Here is a 24,200-nt window from a genome sequence, read left to right on the forward strand (position 1 = left end):
CGGAACAGCAGGTATACGAAGTACGGCGCACCGAGCAGTGCGGTCAGCAGACCAGCCGCCAGCTGCGCCGGAGCAACAAAAGCGTTGCGTAATTGCCGAGTCAGCGGGTTACCGCGTACCAGATCAGCAGCATCGTTACGAAGAACCCGGTGACATAGTTCAGCCACAGGAACCGTTCCCAACCGCGGTGGGCGAGCTCGGCGTCGTCGTCCTCCAGGGAAGCAAAGGGGACGATATTGACCACATACAGCAGAACCAGGAAGGAGGCTAGCGGTCCAGGCCACGGGGTGAAGAGCAGGAGAGCACCGCTGACCAGATAGGAGGCGATGGCAAACCTCACGGTCGCCCGGCCACCGGTCACCGTCGCAATGGAGGCGATACCGCCGGCCCGGTCTGCCACGACGTCCTGCACCGCGCCGAACGCCTGGCTCGCCACGCCCCACAGGAAAAAAGAGGCCAGCAGTGCCCACAGCGCCGGCGTGAACTCGGCCTGCGCCAGCACCAGCCCATAGACCGCCGGGCTGACAAAGTGCGTGCTCGAGGTGATTGAGTCCAGGAAGGGGCGTTCCTTGAAGCGGAGTTTCGGAGCGCTGTACGCGATGACCGCGAAGACGCTGACGGCCAGCACCAGCCAGGACAACGGCCCGCCCAGCAAAACCAGCGCCGCGAGGAACGGCACATTGGTGGCAATCGCCGCGCGGAGAGTGGTCGCGTGCATGGTCCGGTCAAGCACGGCACCTTCCACGCCGCCCTTGCGGGGATTGCGGAGGTCAGACTCGTAGTCGAACACGTCATTGATCCCGTACATCGCCAGGTTGTAGGGGATCAGGAAGTAGAGGGTTCCAATAATCCAGGCGAGGTCGATCCGCCCGGCGGTCAGCAGGTAGGCGGCCGCAAACGGGAACGCCGTGTTCACCCAGGACAGCGGGCGCGAGGACACCAGCAAGGTGCGGAGGGTCTTCATGGCTGCGGCTTCCCCGCCCGTTTGCCCAGCAGGATCCACAGCGCGGGTAGCAGGAGCACAGCCGCCACGGGATAGGCGAAGTCTTCAATCGGAGCGAACCCGATGTAGACGCCGGAGATCAGCTCCTCGGAGTAACTGAAGAGCCCGAACGCGATCATCATGCTGTCGAACACGGCGGTCAGAACCAGCACGACGACGGCGGCGGCACCTGCCGCAGCGAGCGCAGTCCTGCGCCTGCCGTCTTTCAATGCCGCCGCTGTTAGGCCGCCGACAAGAAGCGCCGGAAGGAGGAACACCGCATTGAGCGCCCAGTAGGTCACGATTGCCCTCCCGGCTCGTCCGACAGTTGCCGTGCATCCCGGGGACTGCTGCTGCGCTCGGTGAAGATGCGCCGGAACCACAGGAACAGGTTCATCACCAGATAGCACAGGAAGGCGAGGAAGATCGGTTCCTCCAGGGGCAACTCGGGTGCGAGCATCACTCCCGTCATCGCTGCGGTACCCCGGTAGAAGATCCCCAGCCCGATCCCGGCGAGGTCCCATACGAGGAAAAACAGCACTCCGGTGATCAGAACGACGGCGGCCCGGCGGGCGTCGTGCCAGAAGAACAGGCGCAGGCGCTGGTCGAGAAGCACCATGCAGCCCAGCGAGATCAGGAGGAACAGCAGGTAGGCAGCGCCCATCACGTGACCGTGGTTTCGCGGACCCTGCCTGCCCGCAGCGGCACGGGAAGCGGGCCGGTGCTCAGGTCCCTGCGCAGCCGCTTGATCACCAGTTCGGCGCTGATCAGGCACATCGGGATCCCGATCCCGGGGATGGTGGAACCGCCCGCGTAGTACAGGCCCTGAACCTTGCGGCTGACGTTGCCCGCGCGGAAGAACGCGCTCTGCTGCAGGGTGTGGGCCGGGCCCAGCGAGGTGCCTTTCCACGAGTGGTAGTCGCGCTCGAAGTCCGCCGGGCCGTAGCTGCGCCGGAGTACGATGCGGTCCGCGAGGTCCGGGATGCCGGCCCACTCGCTCAGCTGTTGGATAACAGCATCAGCGACGCGCTCGATGCGCTCGCCGCCCGCACCTCCCAGGCTTGGATCCGCCGGGATCGGGACCAGGACAAAGACGTTCTCGTGTCCCTCCGGAGCCACGGTGGGATCCGTGGCGCTGGGCTTGCACACATACATGGACGCGGGCGTGGGAATGAAGGGAGTTCGGCCGAAGATCGCACGGAAGTTCTCCTCCCAGTCACCCGTGAACAGCAGTGTGTGGTGCTGCAGCTCCGGCAGCTCGCCGCGGACGCCCAGGTAGAGCAGAAGGGCGCTGGGCCCGGCTGTGCTGCGGTTCCAGTACCGCTGGGGATAGGTCTGCAGTTCGCGGGGGAGCAGCGTGGTTTCGGTGTGGTGAAGGTCCGCTGCGGAGACGACGACGTCGGCCGCGATGGTGTGCTCCCTCCTGTCAGCGGAGCGGTAGCTCACCCCACGGACGGCCGCGGGTCGCTTGCGGGAGGCCGTCGCAGTGGTCTCGATCCCGGTGACCTCGGCGCCCGTGGTGATGGTGACGCCGGCATTCCGGGCCAGGCCCTCCAGCGCGTCCACCAGCCGGGTGAAGCCGCCCATGGGATAGAGCACGCCGTCGTCGAGGTCCAGATGGCTCATCAGGTGGTACATGCTGGGCGCGGTGAACGGGGAGGTCCCGAGGAACACCGCAGGGTATTCGAGGATCTGCTGCAGCCGCGGGTCGCTCACATAGCGGCGGGCGTAGTTGTGGAGCGGTTCCAGCAGCAGCCGGCCGAGCCGCGGCAGGCGCCCGAGCACATCCGGTGTCAACAGCGAAGTGAACGATTCGAAGGTGGAGTAGAGGAACCGGCGCGTGGCCATGGTGTATGTGTCCGCAGCGGAATCGAGGTACTGCTCCAGCTTTGCGCCGGCACCCGGTTCCAGCCGCTCGAAGAGTTCCACCACCCGGTGCCTCTCGGCGGGAACATCAACGGGTTCGGGGTAGCCCTCGGACAGGAGCCGGTAGCCCGGATCGAGTTTCACGAGGTCCAGCTGCTCATCGGCCGAGGTGCCCAGCAGCCGGAAGTAGTGGTCGATCACCTCGGGCATGAGGTACCAGGAGGGCCCGGCGTCAAACCGGAAGCCGTCCTCGCTCCAGGAGCCGGCCCTGCCGCCCACGGTGTCCTGCTTTTCCAGCACCGTGACGGAATGGCCTTCGGTGGCCAGCAGCGCTGCGGTTGCCAGTCCGCTGATACCGCCACCGATGACGACGACGGCGCGTCCGGACGGTGTGCGTGCCTTCACTGTGCCTCCACGCGGGATGGATGCGGGCTGGAGGGTTCCAGCCCGCGCTTGCCGGTGAGGACAGCGGCCGCGATGCGCAGCTTCACCGTGTTGGGCACGCTGATTCGCGTGCGCATCAGTTCTGAGGCAGGAGTCGCGCGGATGCGCGCGGCCAGTTCGGCGAACAGTTCCTGTGCCAGGGCCACGGCCCTGCGGCTGGATGGGGGCAGCCCGCGGAGCACGGCACGGGATTCGCTCAGATCGTGTTCGATGTCCGCAAGCAACCGTTCCTTGTGCGCCTCATCGAAGTTGTCCGGGGAGACGTCCGGGAAGTAGCTGCGGCCAAGCGACTCGAAATCCTCGGCGAGGTCCCGGAGGAAGTTGACCTTCTGGAAGGCTGCGCCGAGGTGCCGGGCGCCGCGCTCGAGCTTCTTCGTTTCCGTGGCGCTCACCGCGTGCCCGTCGAGGAAGCACTTAAGGCACATCAGCCCGACTACTTCCGCGGATCCGTAGACGTACACGGCGAAGGACTCAGGGGTGTGTTCCGCCTGCTCCAGGTCCGCGCGCATGGAGGCAAAGAATGGGCGGGTAAGGTCAGTGCCGATCCCGGTGCGGCGGGCGGTATGGGCAAAAGCGTGGACCACCAGGTTGGTGCTGTACCCGGTATCCAGCGCGCGTTCCGTTTCGCGTTCGAAGTCGTCAAGCTGGCGCCGGGTGTCCTCAGGAGTCAATCCCGCGGCGGAGGTGACGCCGTCGACAATTTCATCAGCAACCCGCACCAGCGCGTACACGGACTCCACCTGCCGGCGCACGCTGCCCTCGAACAGCCGCGAAGCCAACCCGAAGGAGGTCGAGTAGGAGCGCAGCACTACGGCGGAAGACTTCAGTGCAGCAGCCGTGTAGTCAGCGAGCGCATCGCGGTCCCGGCTCACGCCCGAACCCTTTCGCTGACGACGTCGGAGATGGGCGCCAGACCGTCACGCAGGGCCTGCGGCACATACGGTTCCACGAGGGCCTGCAGCGCGCGCTCGGTCAGGTCGGCGGCGAGACGGGTGGCTTGGTCGCGCGCACCCGATTCAATCAGCAGCTCTCGGACCTCCGCCGCACCGGTTGCGGTCAGGTCCGGGTCCGCCAGCAGCGCCGCGATCCGCGGCCACTGCGGCTGGTCCGCTGCGTAGGAGATCAGCGCAGTACGTTTACCCTCGCGCAGGTCACTCCAGCCGACTTTGCCCGTGCGGCTCTCGTCGCCGAAGACGCCGATCAGGTCATCAGCCACCTGGTACGCAATCCCGATGCAGCGGCCGAACTCTCCCAGCGCGTTCACCAGCAGGTCATCGCCGCCGGCAAGCACCGCACCGGCCTGCAGCGGCGCTTCGAAGGAGTACACAGCAGTTTTCAGCCGCGCCATGTCGAGCACTTCCTCAACAGGCTGCGGAGTTGGATCAAAAGGAGCTAACACATCAAGTAGTTCGCCGGCCGCGGACGCAAAGATGGCTTCATCGAGAAGATCTCCCAGCCGCTGCCGGGTAGCGAGGTCTGTGTCCACCTCGCCGAGCAGCCGGTAGGCGTTGGACAGCGCCAAATCACCGGCAATCACTCCCACGGACAGCCCGGCATGCTCGGCACGCGAGGGACTGCTTCCCTGCGCGGCGGCGAGGTTGCGGTACGTCCCTGACACGTTGGGGATTCCACGGCGGGTAAAGTCCCGGTCCACGACGTCGTCATGCACAATCAGCGAGGTGTGGAGGAGTTCGAAGGATGCAGCGACGGTGGCCGCCGTGACCCTTTCAGTGCCGCCCAGCAGGCTGTAGACAGTCATCACGAGGCGGGGGCGGAACCGCTTGCCTCCCACGGTGCACGTTTCGAGGTGCTCCCACATGGTGCGGTAATCGGGATGCATCGCTTCGGCGCGTGATTTGGACCGGGCGAAGAAGGACGTCAGGACGTCATCTACCAGCTGGCTGTCGGTGGATCCAGCCAGTGTGATCTCCTTGTCCATAGGTAAAGTAAACACGCGTCACCCATTGGAGGGAAATGAACCGCACCGCAGAGCTGGTTGTCCTGGCGGCTGACGACGGAACGCCCGTCGGCACGGCGGACAAGGCGACGGTCCATTCGACCTCCACCCCGCTGCACCTGGCCTTCTCGACGCACGTGTATGACGACGCCGGCCGCATCCTCCTCACGCGCCGCGCGCTGTCCAAGCGCACCTGGCCGGGCGTGTGGACCAACTCCTTCTGCGGCCACCCGGGCCCGGGTGAGGCAACCGAGGATGCCGTGGCGCGCCGCGCGGACCACGAGCTGGGGCTGCGCCTTGATCTGATTGAGCTACGGCTTCCGGACTTCCGGTACCGGGCGGTGGATGCCTCGGGCGTGGTGGAAAACGAGATCTGCCCCGTTTACACGGCACGCGCGGTTTCCCCGGTGAACCCCCGCGAGGACGAGGTGATGCAGGTGCAGTGGGCCGACCCGCTGCAGCTCACCGCGGCCGTTGCCGCCGCACCCTGGGCCTTCAGCCCGTGGCTGACCCTGCAGTTGCCGCTGCTCTACCCGGAGCGGTTCGCCGCCTCCGTCTGACGGCTGTTCTATGCAGAAGGTCAGTGGTGCACTGTCCGACGACGGCGCTCCCGTCCTGCGCTGATTGCTTGCCTCCAGCGCTCCCAGGGTGGAGCCAGCCGCCAGTGGAGCGCCAGTGTATGAAAGGCGCGGCGGAAGCGTCGGCGGCCGGCAGCGCCGCCAGCCAGTGAGCGGGCCGAGATGCCCACTTTGAGGGAGCGGTCGTACGCCGTGCGCTGCGAAGGGTCGAGCGCGAATCCGAGATCGACGTCGTCGTGGACGTCCGGATCCCTGCGATGGATCCGGGAACGCACGCTCTCCCAGTCCGCGCGCCGGAAGGCGCAGTTCGAGCCGAACGGCGGCCAGTGGGCCATGGCGAGCCCCATGGAGACGAAGTACGCCTGCATATAAGCAAGGTTGGCCAGCCACGCACGGAGGGGTCCGGCGTCGTAAAAGTTTCCGGGACCGGTCAGTACGGCGAGGTCGGGTTCCGTATCGAAGCGGTTCGCGATGCGTTGGAGCCAGTCCGTGGGCGGAAGTGTGTCCGCGTCGCAGCGGACAATGATGCTGCCGAGCGCGGCGTCGTAGCCGGCGGAGGCAGCAGCAGCGATTCCGGGCACTGGCTCCGTCAGCACGCGGGCGCCGAGCTGGGCAGCTATCTCCGCGCTGCTGTCGGTGGAGTTGTTGTCCACCACGATGACCTCCAGCGGGGCCACTGTCTGCGCGGCGAGTGCTTCGAGGCAGCGAGTCAGGGGACCGGCGTCGTCCTTGCAGGGAATCACCACGGACAGGGACGGCATGTGCTGATCCTAGCCGCCGCCTGCAGTTCTTTCGGTGTCGTCTCCAGGGAAGAAGAGATCCTCGATGGTGCAGCCGAAGATCGCGGCCAGCCGGAATGCCAGCGGCAGGGAGGGATCAAACCGGCCGCGTTCGATGGAGATGATGGTTTGTCGCGAGACGCCCAGTTCATCGGCGAGCCGCTGTTGGGACCACGCCAACCGCTGGCGGGAATCGTGGACAGAGTTGCGCACATCAGCCCTTGCGTTGGAGGACCAGGTAGCGGATGCCGAAGGAGGCAAAGCACGCGAGCACAACAGCGGGAAGGACGAGCTTGAGGTCGACGGGAAAGTTCGCGGGGATGAACGCAAGGATGGTCGCGCCCGCTCCGGCGAGCAGGACGAGGTCGGTGAACGCGCCGGCGGCCGCACGGTCATACCACCCGGATTCAACGGATTCCTCCGGCCGGTCGGCGGCACCCTTGATGGTGCCGCGGTCCACCACGACGGCGTAGACGAGGGCGACCAAGGGCAGGGCCAGGCAAAGGGCAAAGACCACGCCGCCAAGCATCGGATTGGACTCGGTGGCGCCCATTGCAGCTGCCACCACCCCGAGCGCTGCCGCTAGCGCCAGCCCGGCGGGAATAGCTACCCCCAGTGCTGGGAAACCGCCCCTTTTTGTGGTGCCCCACGGTGTGCGTACCTGTTGATCGTGCATTGGTTCCTCTCCATCATGTAAACCTTGCTTTACATGACAAGTTTGCTTTACACGCTGTCTACTGTCAAGCGCCATTCACTGCCAGGCAGGCGCGCTTTGGAAGGCCTCACGCACAGCGCGCAACGCGGCCAGTAGGCTTGAGTTCATGATCGCCGACCTCATCCGACGGCCGGCCACGCACGCCGAAGTCGCAGCGGACGGCGTGCGGGCTGCAGCCGTACTCAGCACCATCGTGATGGTGTTCTGGTGGGGGCCGGTGGACGTAGCCGTGTTCTTCCTCGCGCTCGGTGGCCTCACGTTGTCCCGCTATGCCCGTCCGCACCCGGTGTTCGATGCGGTGTACGGATGCGCGCTGCTGTTCGCATGCTGGAGCAGCGTCCTGAATGTGTACGAACTTATTGCCTGGTGGGACCTGCTGGTGCACTGCGTCTGCACCGGGCCGGTGGCCGGCATGGCGTACGTGCTTGGATCGCACCTGCAGGTCTTGCCCGCCGCCGGCCACGGACGCCGGAACCGCGTGGGTGTGGTGCTGCAGGTGGTGCTCCTCGGCATGGCGCTCAGCGTCCTGTGGGAATTCGCCGAGTGGGCCGGTGATGCCTGGGTCACCGAGGACATCTACGTAACCTATGCGGACACCATGGGCGACCTCGCCGTTGCCACCCTCGGGTCACTCGCGGCGGGGATTCTGCTCGTAGCGCTCAGCCGCCCGCGCGTCCGGTCCTACCAGTAGCCTGCCACGCGGCTTCGAAAATCATCCACGCCTGAAGTTGCGTGGACAGTTCTACTGAGCCCTTACCGGCCGAATCTCCCGGCGCGGCAGGAAAGACCAGGACAGTACGACGACGGCGGCCGCCGGCTTCCCGCTCCGTGCGCCCCTCCCACAGGGCGCGCGCCGTCGTCGTGATCAGGGTGCGGGCGATTGTGCGGGTTGCTTCCGGCAGGTGCGGTGAAACCGCCGCGAGCGCAAGGTAGCGGGCGAGGATTCCCGTGAACAGGCCGCCGTCACCGCCGCCGTGGGTGCGCAGGGCGCCGTCCGGCTGGACGAGGTGCGTTGCTATGGCGGTGATCAGGCCGCTGGCGCGCTCCAGGCTTCGTTGGTCTCCAAGGGCCAGCAAGGCACCCAGGACCGGGCCCTGGTTGTAGGTGTAGAGGTCGGTGACCAGCCGTTCGCCGGGCATGCGGATGCCATCGAAGAGGAGCCCGGTTGCCGGGTCCAGCAGCCGGGCGAAGAGCCAGTCCACCAATTGTGCCGACTCGTCCTTCCGCCCGATGCGTGCGAAGTAGAGCGCCGCCGGGGCCGTAGCCGGGGTGTTCTTGAAATCGCGGGATGTGTTCCAGAAGAGGCCGCCGCCGAGGTCTGAAGTGTGTGCTGAGATCAGGGCCGCGGTCAGTGTGGGAAGCGGTCTGGTGTCTGCGATATCGGCTGAGCGCAGGGCAGCGAGGGCTAGCCAGGCCATGTCGTCGTAGTAGCTGTTTCTCCAGCGCCCGCCGTTGCGCAGGCGGATGGTGCGCAGGAGGCGGCGAGCGCGCGTGCGGTGAGCGGCGCCGTCGTCGTGATGGGTGATGTCTGCGCGCTCCGCCGCATCGAGGAGGCAATCGAGATAGTGCGCCTGCCACCAGTAGTGCCACGGAACTGTGCTCCGGTTCGGGAGATTGACCTGCGCGAGGTGCGTTCCGGGCAGGCCGAGCAGCCGGTGGCCGAAGGCCGCGGGGACGGACGCGGCGGCTGCTGCGGCGCGCAGTTGTGCTTCCCGATGTTCTTCAGGGAGTTTCTCGGCGGGCAGTTCTGTGGGCATAGAGCCACCCTAAAGGGCGCCGTCGTCCTTATGTTTGAGCACTATGCACAGTGCGGCGGCCGGTGGATGCTGCGGTGTGCTGCATCACAGTAGGCTCGAAGGAGTGTTCGCAGCTGAGTCTTCGACTCACCCCTCGAATCGACCCCCGACGCAAAGGAGATGTCATGGAGTGTGCAGGAACGGTAGCCCTGGTGACCGGCGGAGCGTCCGGGCTCGGCCGGGCGACGGCGCAGCGGCTGTATGACGACGGCGCATCAGTGGTGATCCTGGATCTTCCGCAGTCGGATGGCGCAGATTTTGCCCAGTCGCTGGGGGCGCGGGCGCGGTTTGTTCCTGCTGACGTGACCAGCGAGGAACAGGTTCAGGCTGCGGTGGACGCGGCGGTTGAGCTGGGCCCGCTGCGCATTGTTGTCAACTGCGCAGGAGTGGCAACGCCCGGCAAGGTACTGGGCAGGGACGGCGTGCTGCCGCTGGAGCAGTTCAACAAGGTCATCAGCATCAACCTGATCGGCACCTTCAACGTGCTGCGACTCGCGGCGGCCGCCATGGTAGCCACCGAGCCGGTACAGACGTCGACCGGCACGAACGAGCGCGGGGTCATCATCAACACGGCATCCGTCGCGGCGTTCGACGGGCAGATTGGGCAGCCCGCGTACTCGGCATCCAAGGGTGCTGTTGCGGCGATGACCCTGCCGATTGCGCGTGAACTCGCGCGGTCCTTCATCCGGGTCATGACCATCGCCCCGGGCATCTTCGAAACCCCCATGATGGCCGGCTTGCCGCAGGAGGCCCAGGACTCCCTCGGGAAGCAGGTGCCGCACCCATCCAGGCTCGGCAAGGCCCCCGAATACGCTTCGCTGGTTGCGCACATCGTTGAGAACCAGATGCTGAACGGCGAGACCATCCGGCTTGACGGTGCCATCCGCATGGCACCGAAGTAGATCCTCTTGATTTCTGAGAACACCCGAAAGGACAGCTCAATGGAGAGCAGCCTCCCATCCGCAGACTTCTACGGATTCGAGTCCCTGCTCAGTGACGCCGAACGGGCGAAGCTGCAGGACGTGCGGGACTTCCTCGCCAAGGAAGTGGCGCCGTTCGCCACCGATTGGTGGAACCGGGCGGAATTTCCGTTGGAGGTGCTGCCCAAACTTGCCGCCCTGAACCTGAGTACGCCGGTCCAACAGGGGTACAGCTACCTGTTCAGCGGCATGGTCATCGCCGAACTCACCCGGTCCGATACGTCGCTGGCAACGTTCTTCATGGTGCATCACGATCTCTTCGTTGAGGCCTTGCACGAGTTCGGGACAGAGGATCAGAAGGCACGGCTGCTGAACGATGCCATGGACCTCACCATCACGGGTGCCTTTGCCCTCACCGAGCCCCAGCACGGGTCCGATGTGGCGGGCGGCATGGCAACCACCGCAACGCGGGACGGGGACACCTGGATCCTGAACGGCGCAAAGCGCTGGATTGGAAACGGAACGTTCTGCGACTACATGCTCTTGTGGGCGCGGGACACCGCGGACGGCGCCGTGCGGGGCTTCATCCTGGACGCCACACTGCCCGGGGTTACCAGGACGGCCATCGAGAACAAGATTGCGCTGCGGACGGTGCAGAACGCGGACATCATCCTGGACAACGTCAGGGTGTCAGAAGCAGACCGCTTCGCAGGAATCAACACTTTCACTGACACCAAGCACCTGCTGCGCGGTTCCCGCATCCTGGTGGGCTGGCAGGCGGTGGGCCAGCAGTTGGCGGCGTTCGACGCTGCGCGTGCCTACGCCGTCGAGCGCCATCAGTTCGGGCGTCCGCTGGCGAGCTTCCAGCTCATCCAGCAGCAGCTGGTGCGCATGCTGGGCAACACCACCGCGAGCCTCGGCATGATGGCGCGGGTTGCGCAGTTGCAGGAAGACGAGCACCGCGGATTGCACGAAGGACAGCAGCAGGAGCAGCGCAGCGGAGCGGACATGGCGCAGGCCGCGCTCGCGAAGTCCTACACGTCATCGCTGATGCGGGAGACGGTGGCAATGGGCAGGTCGATCTTCGGCGGCAACGGGATCGTGACGGACTACAAGATGGCGAAGATTTTCGCGGACGCCGAGGCAATCTACACATACGAGGGTTCTTTCGAAATCAATACCCTCATTGTGGGGCGTGCGGTCACGGGAGTATCTGCGATCCTCTGACGGTTGTTGCTGCAGCCAGCGCGGAAGTGGTGGTTGCCAGGGTGAGCAATCCACCGGGACAGTGGAGTATGAGCTCTGTTGAATCGCTGCCCCAGCTGACAGTCCGGGAAACCGCAACCTTCCTGTCGAAGGTGTTTGTGCCCACCCTGGCCAAGGGACCGATCATCCGGCGGCCACGGATGGTCGCGCTTGCAGAGAAGTTGCACCTCGATGAGCGGGCAGTCGCCACCCTCACTCAGCTGGCGGCGAAGTATCCGGCCTCGCCCGTTCTCCTCCGCTTGCCGCTGCGCCGACAGGCGATAGTCCTGGAGCCCAGGGACGTGCACCGTATCCTTGCCGAAACTCCGGAGCCTTTCGCCGCTGCCAGCAGCGAAAAGAAGGCAGCCCTGTCGCACTTCCAGCCGCGGAACTCCCTCATCTCCTCGGGCAGGGAGCGGAGCGTGCGGCGGGCTCTGCAGGACCAGGTGTTGGATTCAGGAAGCCCTGTGCACCGCTTGGCGGAGTCGTTCCTTCCCATCGTCGCCGAGGAGGCGGAGGATCTGTTGCGCGTGGTGCGCAGGTCCGGCGCGTTGACCTGGGATGAGTTCATCCAGTCCTGGTACCGGATGGTTCGGCGGGTGGTCTTCGGGGATGCGGCCGCACATGACGAGGAACTCACGGATATGCTCGCCCAGCTCCGCGCTGACGGAAACTGGGCGTTTCTGAAGCCCCGCAAACGGAAACTGCGCGCACAGTTTCTCGCCGCCGTCGGGCATCGGATGCAGGCGGCACCGCAGGGCAGCCTCGCGTCTGTGATGTCGGGGATGAACCCACAGGACAGCACCGCGCCGGTTGAGCAGATCCCGCAGTGGCTGTTCGCCTTCGATCCTGCCGGCATGGCAACGTTCCGTGCGCTCGCTGCCGTGGCGGCGCATCCGGAGGTTCGAGCCAGGGCGCTTCGGGAAGTCGCCGAAAAACGCTCACGGCGGGAGTATCTCCCCTGGCTCCGGGCCTGTGTCCTGGAGTCCCTGCGGCTCTGGCCGACCACGCCCATGGTGCTGCGGCAGTCCACGGGGGAGGTGTCCTGGGACGCGGGGACCGTGCCGGCCAAGTGCGGTGTGCTCATCTACGCTCCGTTTTTCCATCGCGATCGGCGGACCGTCCCCCAGCCGGATGCGTACACTCCGGAACGCTGGCTGAACAACGACGACGACGGCGACTGGGCGCTTATTCCCTTCAGTGAAGGCCCTGCCGCGTGCCCGGGACGCCATCTCGTCTTGATGCTGACCAGCGCCTTCCTTGCCCACGTTCTGGACGGAACGGAGCTGCAGCTGGAGTCGGCGGAGCGGCTGAATGTCGGAGGACCGTTGCCGGGCACCCTCGACAACTATTCACTGCGCTTCACGACGGCCCCTGCCAACCGTTGACGAAGCTTCCGCCGCACCTACTGTGACCCGATGCACGGTTCGATTCTGGAATGACGCGCGGGTGTCCGGGGTTCCACCGAGTGAGTCCTCAGTACCCGATGGAAGGAATCAGCAGTGAAAGCAGTGTTCTATTCAACGTACGGTGACCCGGGCGTCCTTGAGTATGGTGACCAGCCGGAACCGAAGGTAGGCCCGGACACCGTCCTCATCGAGGTCAAAGCGGCATCGGTCAACCCGGTGGACTGGAAGGTCATGGCGGGTTACCTCGACGGCGCCATCACGGCGCACTTCCCGGTAATCCCGGGGTGGGATGTTTCCGGCGTCGTTGTTCAGCCCGGCCCTGCAGTTCCTGAATTCTCCGCTGGTGACGAGGTCATGGGCTACGTCCGGATGGACACCGTTGGCCAGGGAACCTTCGCGGAGCGTGTCGCCGCGCCGGTGCGAACCCTCTCCCGCAAACCCGCGAACCTCTCGTGGGCAGAGGCGGCAACTGTCCCGCTGACCGGCCTCACCGCACTGCAGACGCTGGACGCGCTGGACGTTTCCAGCGGTGACACCGTGCTGATCCACAACGGTGCTGGCGGCGTGGGCACTTTCGCCATCCAGATTGCACGTGGCCGCGGAGCCCGCGTTATTGCCACCGCGTCCGAGCGGAACCACGACTTCCTGCGTGAACTCGGCGCTGAACCCGTCTCCTACGGCGAGGGTGTCGCTGATCGTGTCCGTGAGATTGCACCGGACGGTGTCAGCGCCGTCGTCGACTTCGTGGGCGGCGACGACTGGCAGGCATCACTGGACAACCTCACCCGGCAGGGGCGCGTTGCATCCATTGCCGACGCCGGTGTGAAGGAACACGGCGGGCGGTACGTCTTTGTGCGCCCGATAGCTGCTGACCTCGCCACGCTTGCTGACCTGATCGAAGCCGGCACGGTGAAGCCGGTGCTTGCCGAGACCTATCCGTTGGAGCGCGCGGCGGAAGCCTTTGCAGCCAACATGGAGGGTCACACGCGCGGGAAGATCGCGATCACGGTCGGCTAAGCACGCGCCGGGCCGCCGTGCACTTCCTCACCGTCGTGGTGGTCGTCGTCGTATTCGTACTCATCGTCGTCATCATCAGCGAGGTCAATCGGTGGGAGGTTGGCGGTCTGGTGACGGCGCAGGGCCCGGCGATAGGAGTGGTCCACGCGGTGACGGCGCGATCCGGCGGTGATGAGGACGAGGAAGACCGCCAGCGCCGTCGCCGCGGCCGTGGGCAGCGACTGCGGTTCCCCGATGAGCCTCTCCACGATAATCCAGCCCAGGCCCCACACCAGGGCAAGGGCAACCGCAATGCGGCCGCGGTCCATCGAGCAGACTGCACTTCCCATCATGACGACGACGCCGAGGCCCGCGAGTGCCCAGGCGAACTCGTTTTCCGTGAGCCAGGAAAACCCCTCAAGGGACAGGAACGCCGCGGTATGGCTGAGCGCCGTGAAGCCCGTCCAGCCCAGGAAAAGGCCGAGCGGTACGTCGACCAGCGTTCCTTCCAGCCGGGTGGCGGCCGACCACCGGTTCAGCCAGCGCAGCGACACCAGGAGCAGGACGAGCAGCACGCCGTGCACCATCAGGCTCGGTGCGTAGAGCTCCGCCTGGATGGTGAGGGCCAACGCAAGATTCAGTAACAGGGCGGCGATGACCACCCAGCCCAACCGGCGGTGCCGCGGGCTGTCTGCCTGGCCGGGCAGCCATTGGTGAACGGTGTAGGCGATCAGGCCGAGCCCGATCAAGGCCCAGATGTACAGCGAGTTGAGGCTGGGGGAGACGAGTGTGAGGTCGGGACGCAGCAGTTCACTGGTCCAGATTTCAGTTCCACCGAAGAACCCGGCCACGGACGCGGTTCCCACCAGTGCGCCGATCACCGTCAGGGTGACAAGATTGCGTCGTACCTGGTCAGCCCGCCACGACCGAACGTTTGCTGCAGCGCTCCGGGAGGTGGTCGCGGTCCAGGCGGCGGTCTGTCTCCCTGACTTGGCGGCCCATGCGGAGGCGGCGGCGGAGGCCGCTTTCAACTTCTCTGCACGCGCCGCCCTGAGTTCCGCAGCGCGGGCCTTCTCACGTGCTTGCGCCTGGTCGTCCTGCGTCTGGTTCGGGGTGCGGGTTGTGCTGGGAGCAGCACCGGCGGGCGCTGTGGGACCGGCGGTCGCAGCAGGACCAGCGGCCGGCGGTGCCGCCGTCGTCGTTCTTGGTTTTTCATCTCCGGCGGAAACCGGCGCCTTCGGTTGTGCGGCTTTCAGCCGCTCAAGGACGCTGCTCGTCTCGGTCCGCGGAGGGGACGCTTCGGTGTTCTCCCCGGGCGGTACGGGCGGAGCCTGGGGCAGCCGGTGGTTGGACGGAGTCGGCATGCTCATGTGTCTTTCGGACCTCCCGGCGCTGCTTCAGCGCGAAGAACGCTGCAATGATCAGTCCCACCAGAGTACCCACCCCCATTCCCAGAAGTGCACTGGCCCACATGGGGAAACCGGTTGTGACGTCCGAAATGTACCCAAGGCCCACCAGCCAAATGGACCACAGCACCCCGCCCACGGCGGCAAATCCCAGGAAAGGCCGCAGGGGCAGTTCGGCGATCCCGGCAGCGGCAATACCCGCGGTCCGACCGCCTGGAAGGAACCGGAGAGCAACCAGGCCGGCGTAGGTGGGGGACTTGCCCGCCTTCTCGACTGCGTTGCGGATGCCGCGGTGGACGGCGCGGCCCCAGCGGAAGCGGTCCAGCCAGTGTGTCAGCTTTTTTCGGAAGAGCAGGTACAGAGCGAGGTCCCCCAGCAGGCTGCCGGTTGCAGCGGTCAGGAGGGCGATGGAAAGGAGCACTGAGCCCTCGGATGCAAGCGAGCCTGATGCGATGACCAGGAATTCAGAGGGCATTATGGGCGCGAAAACGTCAGCGATGACCACCAGAAGCGTGACCGGATGGATCATGAGGGACCACTCGGCAATGGTTGACAGGTCCACCCGTACCAATTTACAGCGGGACGCCAAGGCGTGACCGGCTGCCGGCACAGATTCTGGGACCTCACCCGAGCGAAGACAGTTCCAACCCGCTCGTGAAGGACGCCGGCCGGGAGGACAGCGGGTCGACAAACTCGATGTGCCGGGCCAGGAGTTGCAGGGGTTTCGAGTAGTCGTCTTCCTGCTGCGGCTGCAGGACCGGGTAAAACGGATCGTTGACAATTCCGAGGCCCAGGCCGGCCATATGCAGCCGCAGCTGATGCGTCTTCCCGGTGTGCGGCTGCAGCCGGTAGCGGCCCACGCCGTGGTGCTCCCCGACAAGCTGCACCCTGGTTTCCGCGTTGGGGTCACCGGGGACCTCCTGCGCGAGGAGGTAGTCGCGGGATTTAACGATGCGGCTGTGGACGGTGCGCGGATGAGTGTCGAGCTCCAAAGACGGATCGATGGGAGCAGCGGCCTCATACTCTTTGCGGATGCGGCGATTCTCGAACAGGAGCTGGTACGCGCCGCGCGTTGCCGGGTTGATGGAGAACATGAGGATTCCGGCGGTCATCCGGTCGAGGCGGTGCATGGGAATCAGGTCCGGCAGGTCCAGCTGCACCCGCAGCCGCACCAGAGCCGACTCCGCCACATACATTCCGCCCGGCGTCGTCGGCAGGAAGTGCGGTTTATCCACGACCAGCAGGTTCTCGTCCTGGTGCAGGATGCTCAGCTCCACCGGCAGGCGCTTCTCCACCGGCAGTTCCCGGTAGTACCAAATGAACGTGTGCTCGTTGAGGGGAGTTGCCCGGGTAAGCCGCTCACCGCCCAGGGCAACCACTTCACCGCGGTCAAAGCGCTCGGCAATTCCGTCCGGGTCCACGTGGTTCCAGCGGTCCAGGATGTACTCCAGCGCGGTATCCCACGGCCCCTCCGAGGGAAGCCGCAGCCGCGTGGCGTTCACACCGTTGCGCACGGGAAGAGGGGATTGCATCACTTATCTAGGGTAGCGGGACTGGGAGCGGGCACGCTCTCAACAACCCACGATCCGGTAGAGGGCAGCTTCTCCCTCGCTGTCCACGCGTTCGAACCCGTTCTCCGGGGTCAGATCCTGCAGCCCCGGCACTACCTCCGTTTCTCCCGGATGCACGGAGCTGATGCCGAAATCGAGGACGTACTCCACCCCCATCTCCTGAGCCGCAGGGCAGACTTCCGGATTGGTGGTGAGCTCGTCCAGGGACTCGTAGATGATCTTGCCGGCGGCCGATGCAGGTAGGGTTCCGTACGGCAGCAGCGTGGGGATTCCCGTGTAGGAGTAGGACAACGACGCCCCCGTCAGCGGAACCCCCACAATGCCTGACCCCTCCTCCACAGTCTCCGGCACCCGCTCGATGAGCGCGAGCTCATCGACAGTCAGCAGTTGGGAATCCTCGGTGAACCGGTACTTCGCGGCCGCTTCCGCAACCCCGCGCTGTACCGCTCCCAGCGGTGCCAGCAGCACACCCACAACAACCAGCACGACGACGACGGCGGCTCCCCGCGCCCTGCTCCCCTCACGGAGGAGAGCACGCACCTTCGGCCGGCGTTTCGCGAGGTCGACGAGGGCCACCGCTCCGAGGGAGGCAATGCTGATCCCAGCCACCGGCAGCATGGCGCTGATCCGGAAGTAGTCGTTGTACCAGACGCCGGCCACGATCCACCGCAGGTCTGGGGCTTCCTTCCAGTTCGCGACCACAAACAGCATCGCCGCGAAGCCGTACAGGGCAAGCGTCCAGCGGTGCCGTTTGCGGCGGAGTACGACGGCGGCACCCACCAGTGTCAGCGCCGCCACCAAATAGGCTGGTGGCCGGAAAAGCGGGGAGTGCAGGACCACCTCGATCAGGGCGACGCCGGCGTTACCGAGTTCGTTCCAGTTGTCCGAGCTGCCGCGCGAGGGCCGGATCCGCATCCAGACAACTGCGAGGACCACCAGGAAAACCGCTGTGGGTACGAGGGTGCACCAGGCCGGCTCAGCGCTGCGGCGAAGTCTGCTGTACGCTGCCGCGAGCACCATGGGCAGGCTGAGGCCGAGTGCGCCGACCACCGACGATGGGTGCGCCAGAGCCAGCCCCGGCAGAACCCCCAACAGCAGCAGGAGGTTGGCCGCCGTCGTCGTACGCAACGGTGCGCCGACGCGCATCAGCTGCACCACCAGGCCGAGCACAGCCGGCAGCAGGGCGATGGACAGCATGAATGGATAGACCACGCCGAATTCATACAGGAGATAGGGGAAACTGCTGTAGGCACCGGACAGCACGGCGGCGCTAAGCAGGGCCGTGCGGCGCTCGCCGGTCACACGGGTCACCAGGAAAAGGCACCCGATACACCAGATCGCCAGGACTATGGCGAGGTTCACCACATTGATGGCTGCGGGTACGGACAGCCCGGAAGACAGGAGGACCACCGACACGATGGCGTGCCATCCCGCCGGGTAGAACGTGGCCGCCCGTGTTCCCAGGTATCCGAGGTCCGGGGAGGACGCGTTGCCGGTTTCCGCGATGTACCGGACAGCGTTGAGATGGAAAATGTTGTCGTGTGACTGCGCGATGTTTTCCGGGTCACCGAAGATCCACAGCGTGATCAGACCGACCGGGATCGCCGCAGCAGCCCACGCAGCAAGCGAGTGCCGCAGTGGCCCGCCGGGGTCCGTGGCGACCGCCTCCCCGAAGCGTCGCCGGATGAGCCAGAGCAGGAGTGCTACAGCGGCGGTGACTCCGAGCAGCGGCACAATCGACCAGCGGACGCCCGCCAGCGCGGCCGACTCGGAGGCGATGACCACCGCACTGACGCTCAGCGGACCGGCCAGTGCAAGCAGTGTGAGGCGACGCAGACCGAAGACGGCGCCCCACAGCAGCCCGGGGCCAAGGAGCACCAGCAGCGCAACGAAGAAGCCTGGAAGCGTGCTGAGCCAGCTCATGGTCTCCCTCGGTAGTCAGTGCGGATGGTACGGATGGTCAGGGTGCTGCGGATGGTCATGTGCGCGCGGATGATGCTCACGCCGTATCTCGCGCGGGCTGGCAGTGCGGGCAGTGATAGAGCACCCGCTGCTCCAACTCGTTGTCGCCGAGCTCGCTGCGCACAACGCGGGTTCCGCAACGCAGGCAGCCCCGGTCCGTCCGCCCGTACACCCACAGCGGGTCACGCAGCATGGACCCGGTGGTGACGCGCGTTGACCTGCCTTTGTTCACCTCGAGCAGCCGGTGAGCGAGTTCCACCATACGCGGAAGGTTTTTGACTTCGCCCACCGGGGTGAGCGGATGCTCCCCAGCGAGGAAACACAACTCGCATCGGTAAACGTTACCGATGCCGGCGAGGTTCCGCTGATCGAGCAGCGCCAGGCCCACGGGGCGAGCCGGGTCCGCGCGCAGCCGGCGCAGCGCTTCCTCGGCGTTCCAGTCGGGCCCGAGCAGGTCGGGTCCGAGGTAGCCGACGGCGTCGTCCTCCTCTGCCTGCGGGATGATGCGGAGGAATCCGAGTTCGAAACCCACGATTGTGGAGGTTTCCGTTTCCAGGATGCAGCGTGCCTTGAACGCTGGGCGGCGCCACTTCCCGCCTTTGGGATAGACGTGCCAGAGGCCCTCCATCTTCAGGTGGGAGTGGATGCTCCACTCTTCCTCCACACGAATGAGCAGATGCTTGCCGCGGGCGACGACGTCGCGCACCGTCCGGCCGGTGAAATCCACCGTCGCGAATTTCGGCACGCGGATGTCGCAGCGGGTGAGCTCCTTGCCGTGGAGTGCGCGGTTGAGGTCGCGGGCGGCGCGCCAGACGGTATCTCCCTCAGGCACGGATTCTCAGCCCCCGGGGCGTGCTGTAGAAGCCGGCATCGGCAAGGGCTCGTCCGGCTGCGGAGTCGAGGACGGATTCGCCGTTGATTTTCTCGACGGCCATCTTGTCCGCTGCCCCGTGCCGGATTGCGGCAACCAGCGCCTCCGCTGCGGCGGTGAGGGGTTCGGTGTCTGCGGTGTAGGTAAGCATGGTTTTACCGCCGCGCTCAACATAGAGCGCAAGCTGCCCGTCGACCAGTACCACCAGGGCGCCGGCTTTGCGGCCGGGCCGGTGTCCGCCGTCGTGCTGTGGCCAGCCCAGCGCCGCTCCGAAGGGGTTCGCCGGATCTGTAGCAGCAAGCGCGACGGCGGTGGGCTTCTTCGCGAGGGCGGCATCCGGGCGCGCGTCCGCGCTGAAGGACCGCAGCCGGTCCACCGTGGCCGGCACCGCGAACTGCGCGGCGCCGAGATGCTCGATGAAGTAGCCGCGGCGGCACCGCCCCATTTCCTCCAGGCGCGACAGCAACTTGTACATGAGACCGAATCCGCCCGGAATACCCTCACTCGCAACGGAACCGCGGGTGAGCACGCCGTAGCGGTCCATGAGCAGTTCCGCGGTGGCGTGTGCCCGGATGGTGGTGTCACCTTCGATGCCCGGCAGCAGCGACCACCGCCCGGCAACCTGTGGAGGAGTGCTGCGCTGGTAGCCGGTCCCGCCGTCGTTTCCGGTTGAGAACGCGCTGGTCCGCAGGCTGCCGCCGGTCATGGACGGCGCCCTGCCGAGCCGTCCCATCCGCGCGGTCCGCGCTCGTGGAGTGGGCGTACGCTGCTTGTGCGCGGTTTTTCCGCCGGCCAGCAGGGAACGTACCGGAGTGAACGTGTCATTGCCGATCCGCCCGGCCCAGACCAAATCCCACAGTGCGGCGGTCACCGCGGCGTCGGCGGGTTGGTTCCCGTTGGTCAGGCCCTGGACAAGCTGCCGGAAGAAGTAGGCGCCGCCGCCGGAAAGCAGGTCAAGGAGTTCCTGTTGCAGGGGGCTGGGCTCAAACTCCGGATCCGGGCGTAGGGTAAGCGGCGCGTTCTCCGCGAGGTGAAGGGAGATCCAGCCGTCGTTCCCGGGCAGCGACCCGGCACCGGACCACACCACTTCACCCGTCGCCGCCAGCTCATCCAGCATCGCCGCGCTGTAGTTCGATACCCGCGTGCGCAGGATCAGCGGCTCCCACGCCGAGGCTGGAATCGGCACTCCCGAGAGCTGGTCGATGACCGTGGCCACGCCGTCGAGACCGCGCAGGCCGGAACCGACATGCTGCCACGCGGGCAGGAACCGGCCATAGGCGGCAGGGTCCACCGGCTCCACTTCGTGGCGCAACGCAGCGAGCGACCGGCGGCGGAGCCGGCGAAGCACCTCGGCATCGCACCACTCGCTCGAGGCAGCCTCATGGCCCGGGGCTGAAGCCGTGGGGCGGAACTCGCCCTCCACCACGCGGCCATCCGCGACCAGCCGCTGCAGGGCGGTGACGACGACGGCGACACCCAGTCCCAGCCGCGCGGCGGCTTCCGCTGCCGTGAAGGGACCATGCGTGCGGGCGTAGCGGCCGACGAGGTCGCCCAGCGGGTCCGGGACCGGTTCGATGAACGCCAGCGGGACACCCATGGGCAGCGGCACTCCGAGGGCATCACGCAACCGCGCGGCGTCCTCGATGGCAGCAATGCGTTCTTCCCCGGCAACGTTGACGCGCAGTGCCCGGTTGGCCTTGACCAGCGCGTCCGCGGACGTGGCCGCTTCCCCGGGTTCCTCGGACCGCTCGGCGATTTCGGCGGGAGTCAGGGGGCCAAGCAGGCGCAGGAGGTCCGCGACGCCCTCGAGGCCGCGTGCTTTCCGGTCAGGAGCGAGGCGCTGAAGCTCCTGCTCGGTGTCAGCGATGACGCCAGCGTCGAGGAGTTCACGTAGTTCCGCCCGGCCCAGCAGTTCGTTGAGGAGCGTGGGGTCGAGCGAGAGCGCTGCGGCGCGGCGCTCGGCGAGCGGTGAGTCGCCCTCGTAGAGGAAGGACGCAACGTACCCGAACAGCATGGTGCGCGCGAACGGCGACGGTTGGGACGTGGTGGTCTCGACAATCCGGAGTTCACGGCGGTCGATCTGCGCGGCGATGTCCTTGAGCGCCGGAAGATCATAAACGTCCTGGAGGCACTCGCGGACTGTCTCGAGGATGATCGGGAAGGTGGGGAACTTGCGTGCCACGTCCAGCAGTTGTGCGGAGCGCTGCCGCTGCTGCCACAGCGGGCTGCGCTTGGACGGGTTGTTCCGTGGCAGCAGCAACGCCCGCGCTGCACATTCCCGGAACCGGGATGCGAAGAGCGCGGACCCGCCTACCTGCGCCGTGACAATGCCGTCCAGTTCCTCCGCATCGAAGAGGAACAGGTCGGCGCCGGGAGGCTCGTCTTCCATGAGCGGCACTCGCAGCACAATGCCGTCATCGGACGCCATGGCGGAGCCGTCCATCCCGTACCGCTGCTCAAGGCGGGCACCGACCGCGAGCGCCCACGGCGCATGCACGGGCATGCCGAACGGGCTGTGGAGGACTACCCGCCAGTCACCGAGCTCATCGTGGAAGCGCTCAACCACCAGCGTGCGGTCACTCGGCACCACTTCCGTGGACTGCTGCTGCTCACGGAGATACGCGAGCAGGTTGCCGGCCGCCCACTCGTCCAGGCCGCTCGCGCGGCACCGGGCAGCGGCGTCGTCCTCCGATGCATTCGAAAGTTCGCGGACGAACTTGCCGAGTGCCCGGCCCAGTTCCACCGGCCTGCCCAGGGAATCGCCCTTCCAGAAGGGAAGCTTGCCCGGCTGCCCGAAGGCAGGAGAAACCAGCACGCGGTCATGGGTGATGTCCTCGATGCGCCAACTGGTTGCACCGAGGGCGAAGACATCACCGACGCGCGATTCGTAGACCATCTCCTCGTCCAGCTCACCGACCCGCCGGCCGCCGCGGTTTGATCCGGCGTCCTCGGACCCCACGAGGTAGACGCCGAACAGCCCGCGGTCCGGGATGGTGCCGCCGGAGGTAACGGCCAGGCGCTGGGCGCCGGGCCTGCCGGTGATGGTCCCTTCCACCCGGTCCCAGACGATGCGCGGCCGCAGTTCGGCGAATTCATCCGACGGGTACCGGCCGGCCAGGAGATCGAGCGTCGCCTCAAAGGCGGAGCGGGGAAGCGTGGCGAAGGGCGCGGATGCGCGGACCACGTCGAACCATTCCTCCACATCGATGGTTTCGAGGGCGGTAGCCGCAACGGTTTGCTGGGCAAGGATATCCAGCGGGTTGGTGGGAATGTAGAGCGGTTCAATCTGGCCGGCCAGCATCCGCTCGACGGTGACGGCGGTGTTCACGAGGTCTCCGCGGTGCTTGGGAAACAGCACGCCCTCGGAGACCTCGCCCACTTGGTGCCCGGCCCGGCCCACGCGCTGGAGGCCGCTGGCCACGGAGTGCGGGGACTCGACCTGGATCACCAGGTCAACGGCGCCCATGTCGATGCCCAGTTCCAAGGACGACGTCGCCACAACACACCGCAGCCGGCCGGACTTCAGGTCATCCTCAATGAGCGCGCGCTGGTCTTTCGATACAGAGCCGTGGTGGGCGCGGGCGAGCAACGGCTCGGCGCCCTCGGTCTGCCCTGCCTGGGCCATCAGTTCGGCGGGCGTGCGCTTCAGTTCGGCTCTCTCGACAGCCGCCGGATCGGCGGGAGGATCCGGAGGAGAATCCGCAGGCGTAACCGAGGGCGCGTTCGCGGGTGGATCCCAGAAGGACGCGGCTTCCAGCCGTTCAGCATGAATCTCGTTCAGCCGGGCGGTGAGCCGCTCGGCCAGCCGGCGGGAGTTGGCGAAGACGATCGTTGACCGCTTGGTCTGAATCAGGTCGACGATCCGCTCCTCCACATGAGGCCAGATGCTCGGCGAGGCAGTGGGGCCGCCGTCGTCGTCGGTGGTGGGTGCGCCGCCCAGTTCGGTCATGTCTTCCACGGGCACGGTGACCGTGAGATCCCACGACTTCTTCGAGGGCGGAGCCACGATCTCCACCGGAGCGTTGCCCGCGAGGAAGCGGGCCACCGTCTCCTTTGGCTCCACCGTCGCTGAAAGTCCAATCCGCTGGACCGGCTTCTCAAGCATCGCATCGAGCCGTGCCAAGGAAACTGCGAGGTGCGCGCCCCGCTTGGTTCCGGCCACGGCATGGACCTCGTCGATGATGACGGTGTCCAGGTCCATCAGGGTTTCTCTCGCCCGGGAGGTGAGCATGAGGAAGAGTGACTCCGGCGTGGTGATGAGGATGTCCGGCGGCCGGGTGAGCAGGGCGCGGCGCTCAGCTTGAGGCGTGTCCCCGGAGCGCACGCCCACGGAGACGGACGGTGCCGGCAGGTCCAGTCGCTTGGCGGTCTGGGTGATGCCGATCAGCGGAGCGCGCAGGTTGCGCTCAACATCGACGCCGAGCGCCTTCAACGGAGAGATATACAGCACGCGGGTGGACCGCTTGCCCTCAACGGGACGCGCAATGAAACTGTCCAGCGCCCAGAGGAACGCGGCGAGGGTTTTCCCCGATCCGGTTGGAGCGACGACCAGCGCGTGCGAGCCCGCCGAGACGGCGTTCCACGCGCCCTCCTGGGCAGGGGTGGGTGCTGAGAAGGCGCCCTCGAACCACTGGCGTGTGGCGGGCGTGAATTTCTCAAGCACCGATGTCATCGATTCATCATCTCCTACCCCTCCGACATTC

At 66.3% G+C, this 24,200-nt stretch carries 22 protein-coding genes; 6 read left to right on the plus strand and 16 right to left on the minus strand.

Going from position 1 to position 24,200, the window contains the following annotated elements:
• Nucleotides 1-100: 100 nt before the first annotated feature.
• Genes ACZ2GY_RS01930 through ACZ2GY_RS01955 form a run of 6 tightly spaced genes read right to left on the minus strand, consistent with a single transcriptional unit; the run spans nucleotide 101 to nucleotide 5,246 of the window.
• Nucleotides 101-964: a prenyltransferase gene (locus ACZ2GY_RS01930; RefSeq protein WP_471672828.1), complete on the minus strand. Its 864-nt coding sequence runs from the start codon at nucleotides 962-964 to the stop codon at nucleotides 101-103.
• Entirely contained in the window at nucleotides 961-1,284 is a 324-nt protein-coding gene (locus tag ACZ2GY_RS01935) for a lycopene cyclase domain-containing protein (RefSeq protein WP_346027964.1), read from the minus strand. The genes ACZ2GY_RS01930 and ACZ2GY_RS01935 overlap by 4 nt, the downstream gene beginning before the upstream one ends.
• The gene (locus ACZ2GY_RS01940) at nucleotides 1,281-1,646 is read right to left on the minus strand and encodes a lycopene cyclase domain-containing protein (protein WP_277359028.1); all 366 of its coding nucleotides are present in this window, start codon (nucleotides 1,644-1,646) and stop codon (nucleotides 1,281-1,283) included. The genes ACZ2GY_RS01935 and ACZ2GY_RS01940 overlap by 4 nt, the downstream gene beginning before the upstream one ends.
• Nucleotides 1,646-3,253 (minus strand): phytoene desaturase family protein, encoded by a 1,608-nt coding sequence (gene crtI / locus ACZ2GY_RS01945; RefSeq protein WP_471672829.1) that lies wholly within the window; start codon nucleotides 3,251-3,253, stop codon nucleotides 1,646-1,648. The genes ACZ2GY_RS01940 and crtI overlap by 1 nt, the downstream gene beginning before the upstream one ends.
• Nucleotides 3,250-4,164 (minus strand): phytoene/squalene synthase family protein, encoded by a 915-nt coding sequence (locus ACZ2GY_RS01950; RefSeq protein ID WP_277359030.1) that lies wholly within the window; start codon nucleotides 4,162-4,164, stop codon nucleotides 3,250-3,252. Before ACZ2GY_RS01950 ends, crtI begins: the two co-directional genes overlap by 4 nt.
• Entirely contained in the window at nucleotides 4,161-5,246 is a 1,086-nt protein-coding gene (locus ACZ2GY_RS01955; RefSeq protein ID WP_471672830.1) for a polyprenyl synthetase family protein, read from the minus strand. Before ACZ2GY_RS01955 ends, ACZ2GY_RS01950 begins: the two co-directional genes overlap by 4 nt.
• A gap of 20 nt (nucleotides 5,247-5,266) precedes the next feature.
• Between ACZ2GY_RS01955 and idi the strand changes: the two genes are divergently transcribed.
• Nucleotides 5,267-5,809, plus strand: coding sequence for an isopentenyl-diphosphate Delta-isomerase (gene idi / locus ACZ2GY_RS01960; protein ID WP_471672831.1), 543 nt, complete (start codon nucleotides 5,267-5,269; stop codon nucleotides 5,807-5,809).
• A 20-nt stretch (nucleotides 5,810-5,829) separates the two neighbouring features.
• Here idi and ACZ2GY_RS01965 read toward each other — a convergent pair whose 3' ends face one another.
• Genes ACZ2GY_RS01965 through ACZ2GY_RS01975 form a run of 3 tightly spaced genes read right to left on the minus strand, consistent with a single transcriptional unit; the run spans nucleotide 5,830 to nucleotide 7,282 of the window.
• Nucleotides 5,830-6,588 carry a glycosyltransferase family 2 protein gene (locus ACZ2GY_RS01965; protein ID WP_471672832.1) on the minus strand — a complete coding sequence of 253 codons (759 nt, stop codon included), beginning with the start codon at nucleotides 6,586-6,588 and terminating at the stop codon, nucleotides 5,830-5,832.
• 9 nt (nucleotides 6,589-6,597) lie between these two features.
• Nucleotides 6,598-6,819, minus strand: a complete 222-nt coding sequence (locus ACZ2GY_RS01970) for a helix-turn-helix transcriptional regulator (RefSeq protein ID WP_277359924.1) — start codon at nucleotides 6,817-6,819, stop codon at nucleotides 6,598-6,600.
• A gap of 1 nt (nucleotide 6,820) precedes the next feature.
• The gene (locus ACZ2GY_RS01975) at nucleotides 6,821-7,282 is read right to left on the minus strand and encodes a hypothetical protein (RefSeq protein ID WP_277359925.1); all 462 of its coding nucleotides are present in this window, start codon (nucleotides 7,280-7,282) and stop codon (nucleotides 6,821-6,823) included.
• 145 nt (nucleotides 7,283-7,427) lie between these two features.
• On the opposite strand from ACZ2GY_RS01975, the gene ACZ2GY_RS01980 reads away from it, so the two are divergent.
• Complete coding sequence (locus ACZ2GY_RS01980; protein ID WP_056546241.1) at nucleotides 7,428-8,012, plus strand: DUF2238 domain-containing protein; 585 nt, start codon at nucleotides 7,428-7,430, stop codon at nucleotides 8,010-8,012.
• Here the strand turns inward: ACZ2GY_RS01980 and ACZ2GY_RS01985 are convergent.
• Entirely contained in the window at nucleotides 7,981-9,078 is a 1,098-nt protein-coding gene (locus tag ACZ2GY_RS01985) for a glycoside hydrolase family 76 protein (protein WP_471672833.1), read from the minus strand. The two genes, ACZ2GY_RS01980 and ACZ2GY_RS01985, sit on opposite strands and share 32 nt — an antisense overlap.
• Before the next feature lie 164 nt (nucleotides 9,079-9,242).
• Between ACZ2GY_RS01985 and ACZ2GY_RS01990 the strand changes: the two genes are divergently transcribed.
• The 4 genes from ACZ2GY_RS01990 to ACZ2GY_RS02005 all read left to right on the plus strand — a co-directional run bounded on the left by ACZ2GY_RS01990 (nucleotide 9,243) and on the right by ACZ2GY_RS02005 (nucleotide 13,708).
• Entirely contained in the window at nucleotides 9,243-10,019 is a 777-nt protein-coding gene (locus ACZ2GY_RS01990) for a 3-hydroxyacyl-CoA dehydrogenase (protein WP_471672834.1), read from the plus strand.
• A 39-nt stretch (nucleotides 10,020-10,058) separates the two neighbouring features.
• Complete coding sequence (locus ACZ2GY_RS01995; protein ID WP_277359699.1) at nucleotides 10,059-11,264, plus strand: acyl-CoA dehydrogenase family protein; 1,206 nt, start codon at nucleotides 10,059-10,061, stop codon at nucleotides 11,262-11,264.
• Between the two features lie 68 nt (nucleotides 11,265-11,332).
• Nucleotides 11,333-12,670, plus strand: a complete 1,338-nt coding sequence (locus ACZ2GY_RS02000; RefSeq protein WP_471672835.1) for a cytochrome P450 — start codon at nucleotides 11,333-11,335, stop codon at nucleotides 12,668-12,670.
• Between the two features lie 114 nt (nucleotides 12,671-12,784).
• The gene (locus ACZ2GY_RS02005; RefSeq protein WP_471672836.1) at nucleotides 12,785-13,708 is read left to right on the plus strand and encodes an NADP-dependent oxidoreductase; all 924 of its coding nucleotides are present in this window, start codon (nucleotides 12,785-12,787) and stop codon (nucleotides 13,706-13,708) included.
• On the opposite strand, the gene ACZ2GY_RS02010 is transcribed toward ACZ2GY_RS02005, so the two are convergent.
• The 6 genes from ACZ2GY_RS02010 to ACZ2GY_RS02035 all read right to left on the minus strand — a co-directional run bounded on the left by ACZ2GY_RS02010 (nucleotide 13,705) and on the right by ACZ2GY_RS02035 (nucleotide 24,169).
• The gene (locus ACZ2GY_RS02010; RefSeq protein WP_471672837.1) at nucleotides 13,705-15,057 is read right to left on the minus strand and encodes a hypothetical protein; all 1,353 of its coding nucleotides are present in this window, start codon (nucleotides 15,055-15,057) and stop codon (nucleotides 13,705-13,707) included. The two genes, ACZ2GY_RS02005 and ACZ2GY_RS02010, sit on opposite strands and share 4 nt — an antisense overlap.
• The gene (locus tag ACZ2GY_RS02015) at nucleotides 14,948-15,655 is read right to left on the minus strand and encodes a DedA family protein (protein ID WP_277359695.1); all 708 of its coding nucleotides are present in this window, start codon (nucleotides 15,653-15,655) and stop codon (nucleotides 14,948-14,950) included. Before ACZ2GY_RS02015 ends, ACZ2GY_RS02010 begins: the two co-directional genes overlap by 110 nt.
• A 61-nt stretch (nucleotides 15,656-15,716) precedes the next feature.
• Nucleotides 15,717-16,625: an RluA family pseudouridine synthase gene (locus ACZ2GY_RS02020; RefSeq protein WP_346028054.1), complete on the minus strand. Its 909-nt coding sequence runs from the start codon at nucleotides 16,623-16,625 to the stop codon at nucleotides 15,717-15,719.
• A 39-nt stretch (nucleotides 16,626-16,664) separates the two neighbouring features.
• Nucleotides 16,665-18,587: a DUF6541 family protein gene (locus tag ACZ2GY_RS02025; RefSeq protein WP_471672838.1), complete on the minus strand. Its 1,923-nt coding sequence runs from the start codon at nucleotides 18,585-18,587 to the stop codon at nucleotides 16,665-16,667.
• Nucleotides 18,588-18,663: 76 nt separating this feature from the next.
• On the minus strand, nucleotides 18,664-19,458 hold the full coding sequence (locus ACZ2GY_RS02030; protein WP_346027977.1) for an Fpg/Nei family DNA glycosylase: 795 nt from the start codon (nucleotides 19,456-19,458) through the stop codon (nucleotides 18,664-18,666).
• A complete protein-coding gene (locus tag ACZ2GY_RS02035; RefSeq protein WP_471672839.1) occupies nucleotides 19,451-24,169 on the minus strand; it encodes an ATP-dependent helicase in 4,719 nt (1,572 codons plus the stop codon). The genes ACZ2GY_RS02030 and ACZ2GY_RS02035 overlap by 8 nt, the downstream gene beginning before the upstream one ends.
• Nucleotides 24,170-24,200 lie beyond the last annotated feature (31 nt).

It is taken from the genome of Arthrobacter sp. KKT183, from assembly GCF_055657625.1.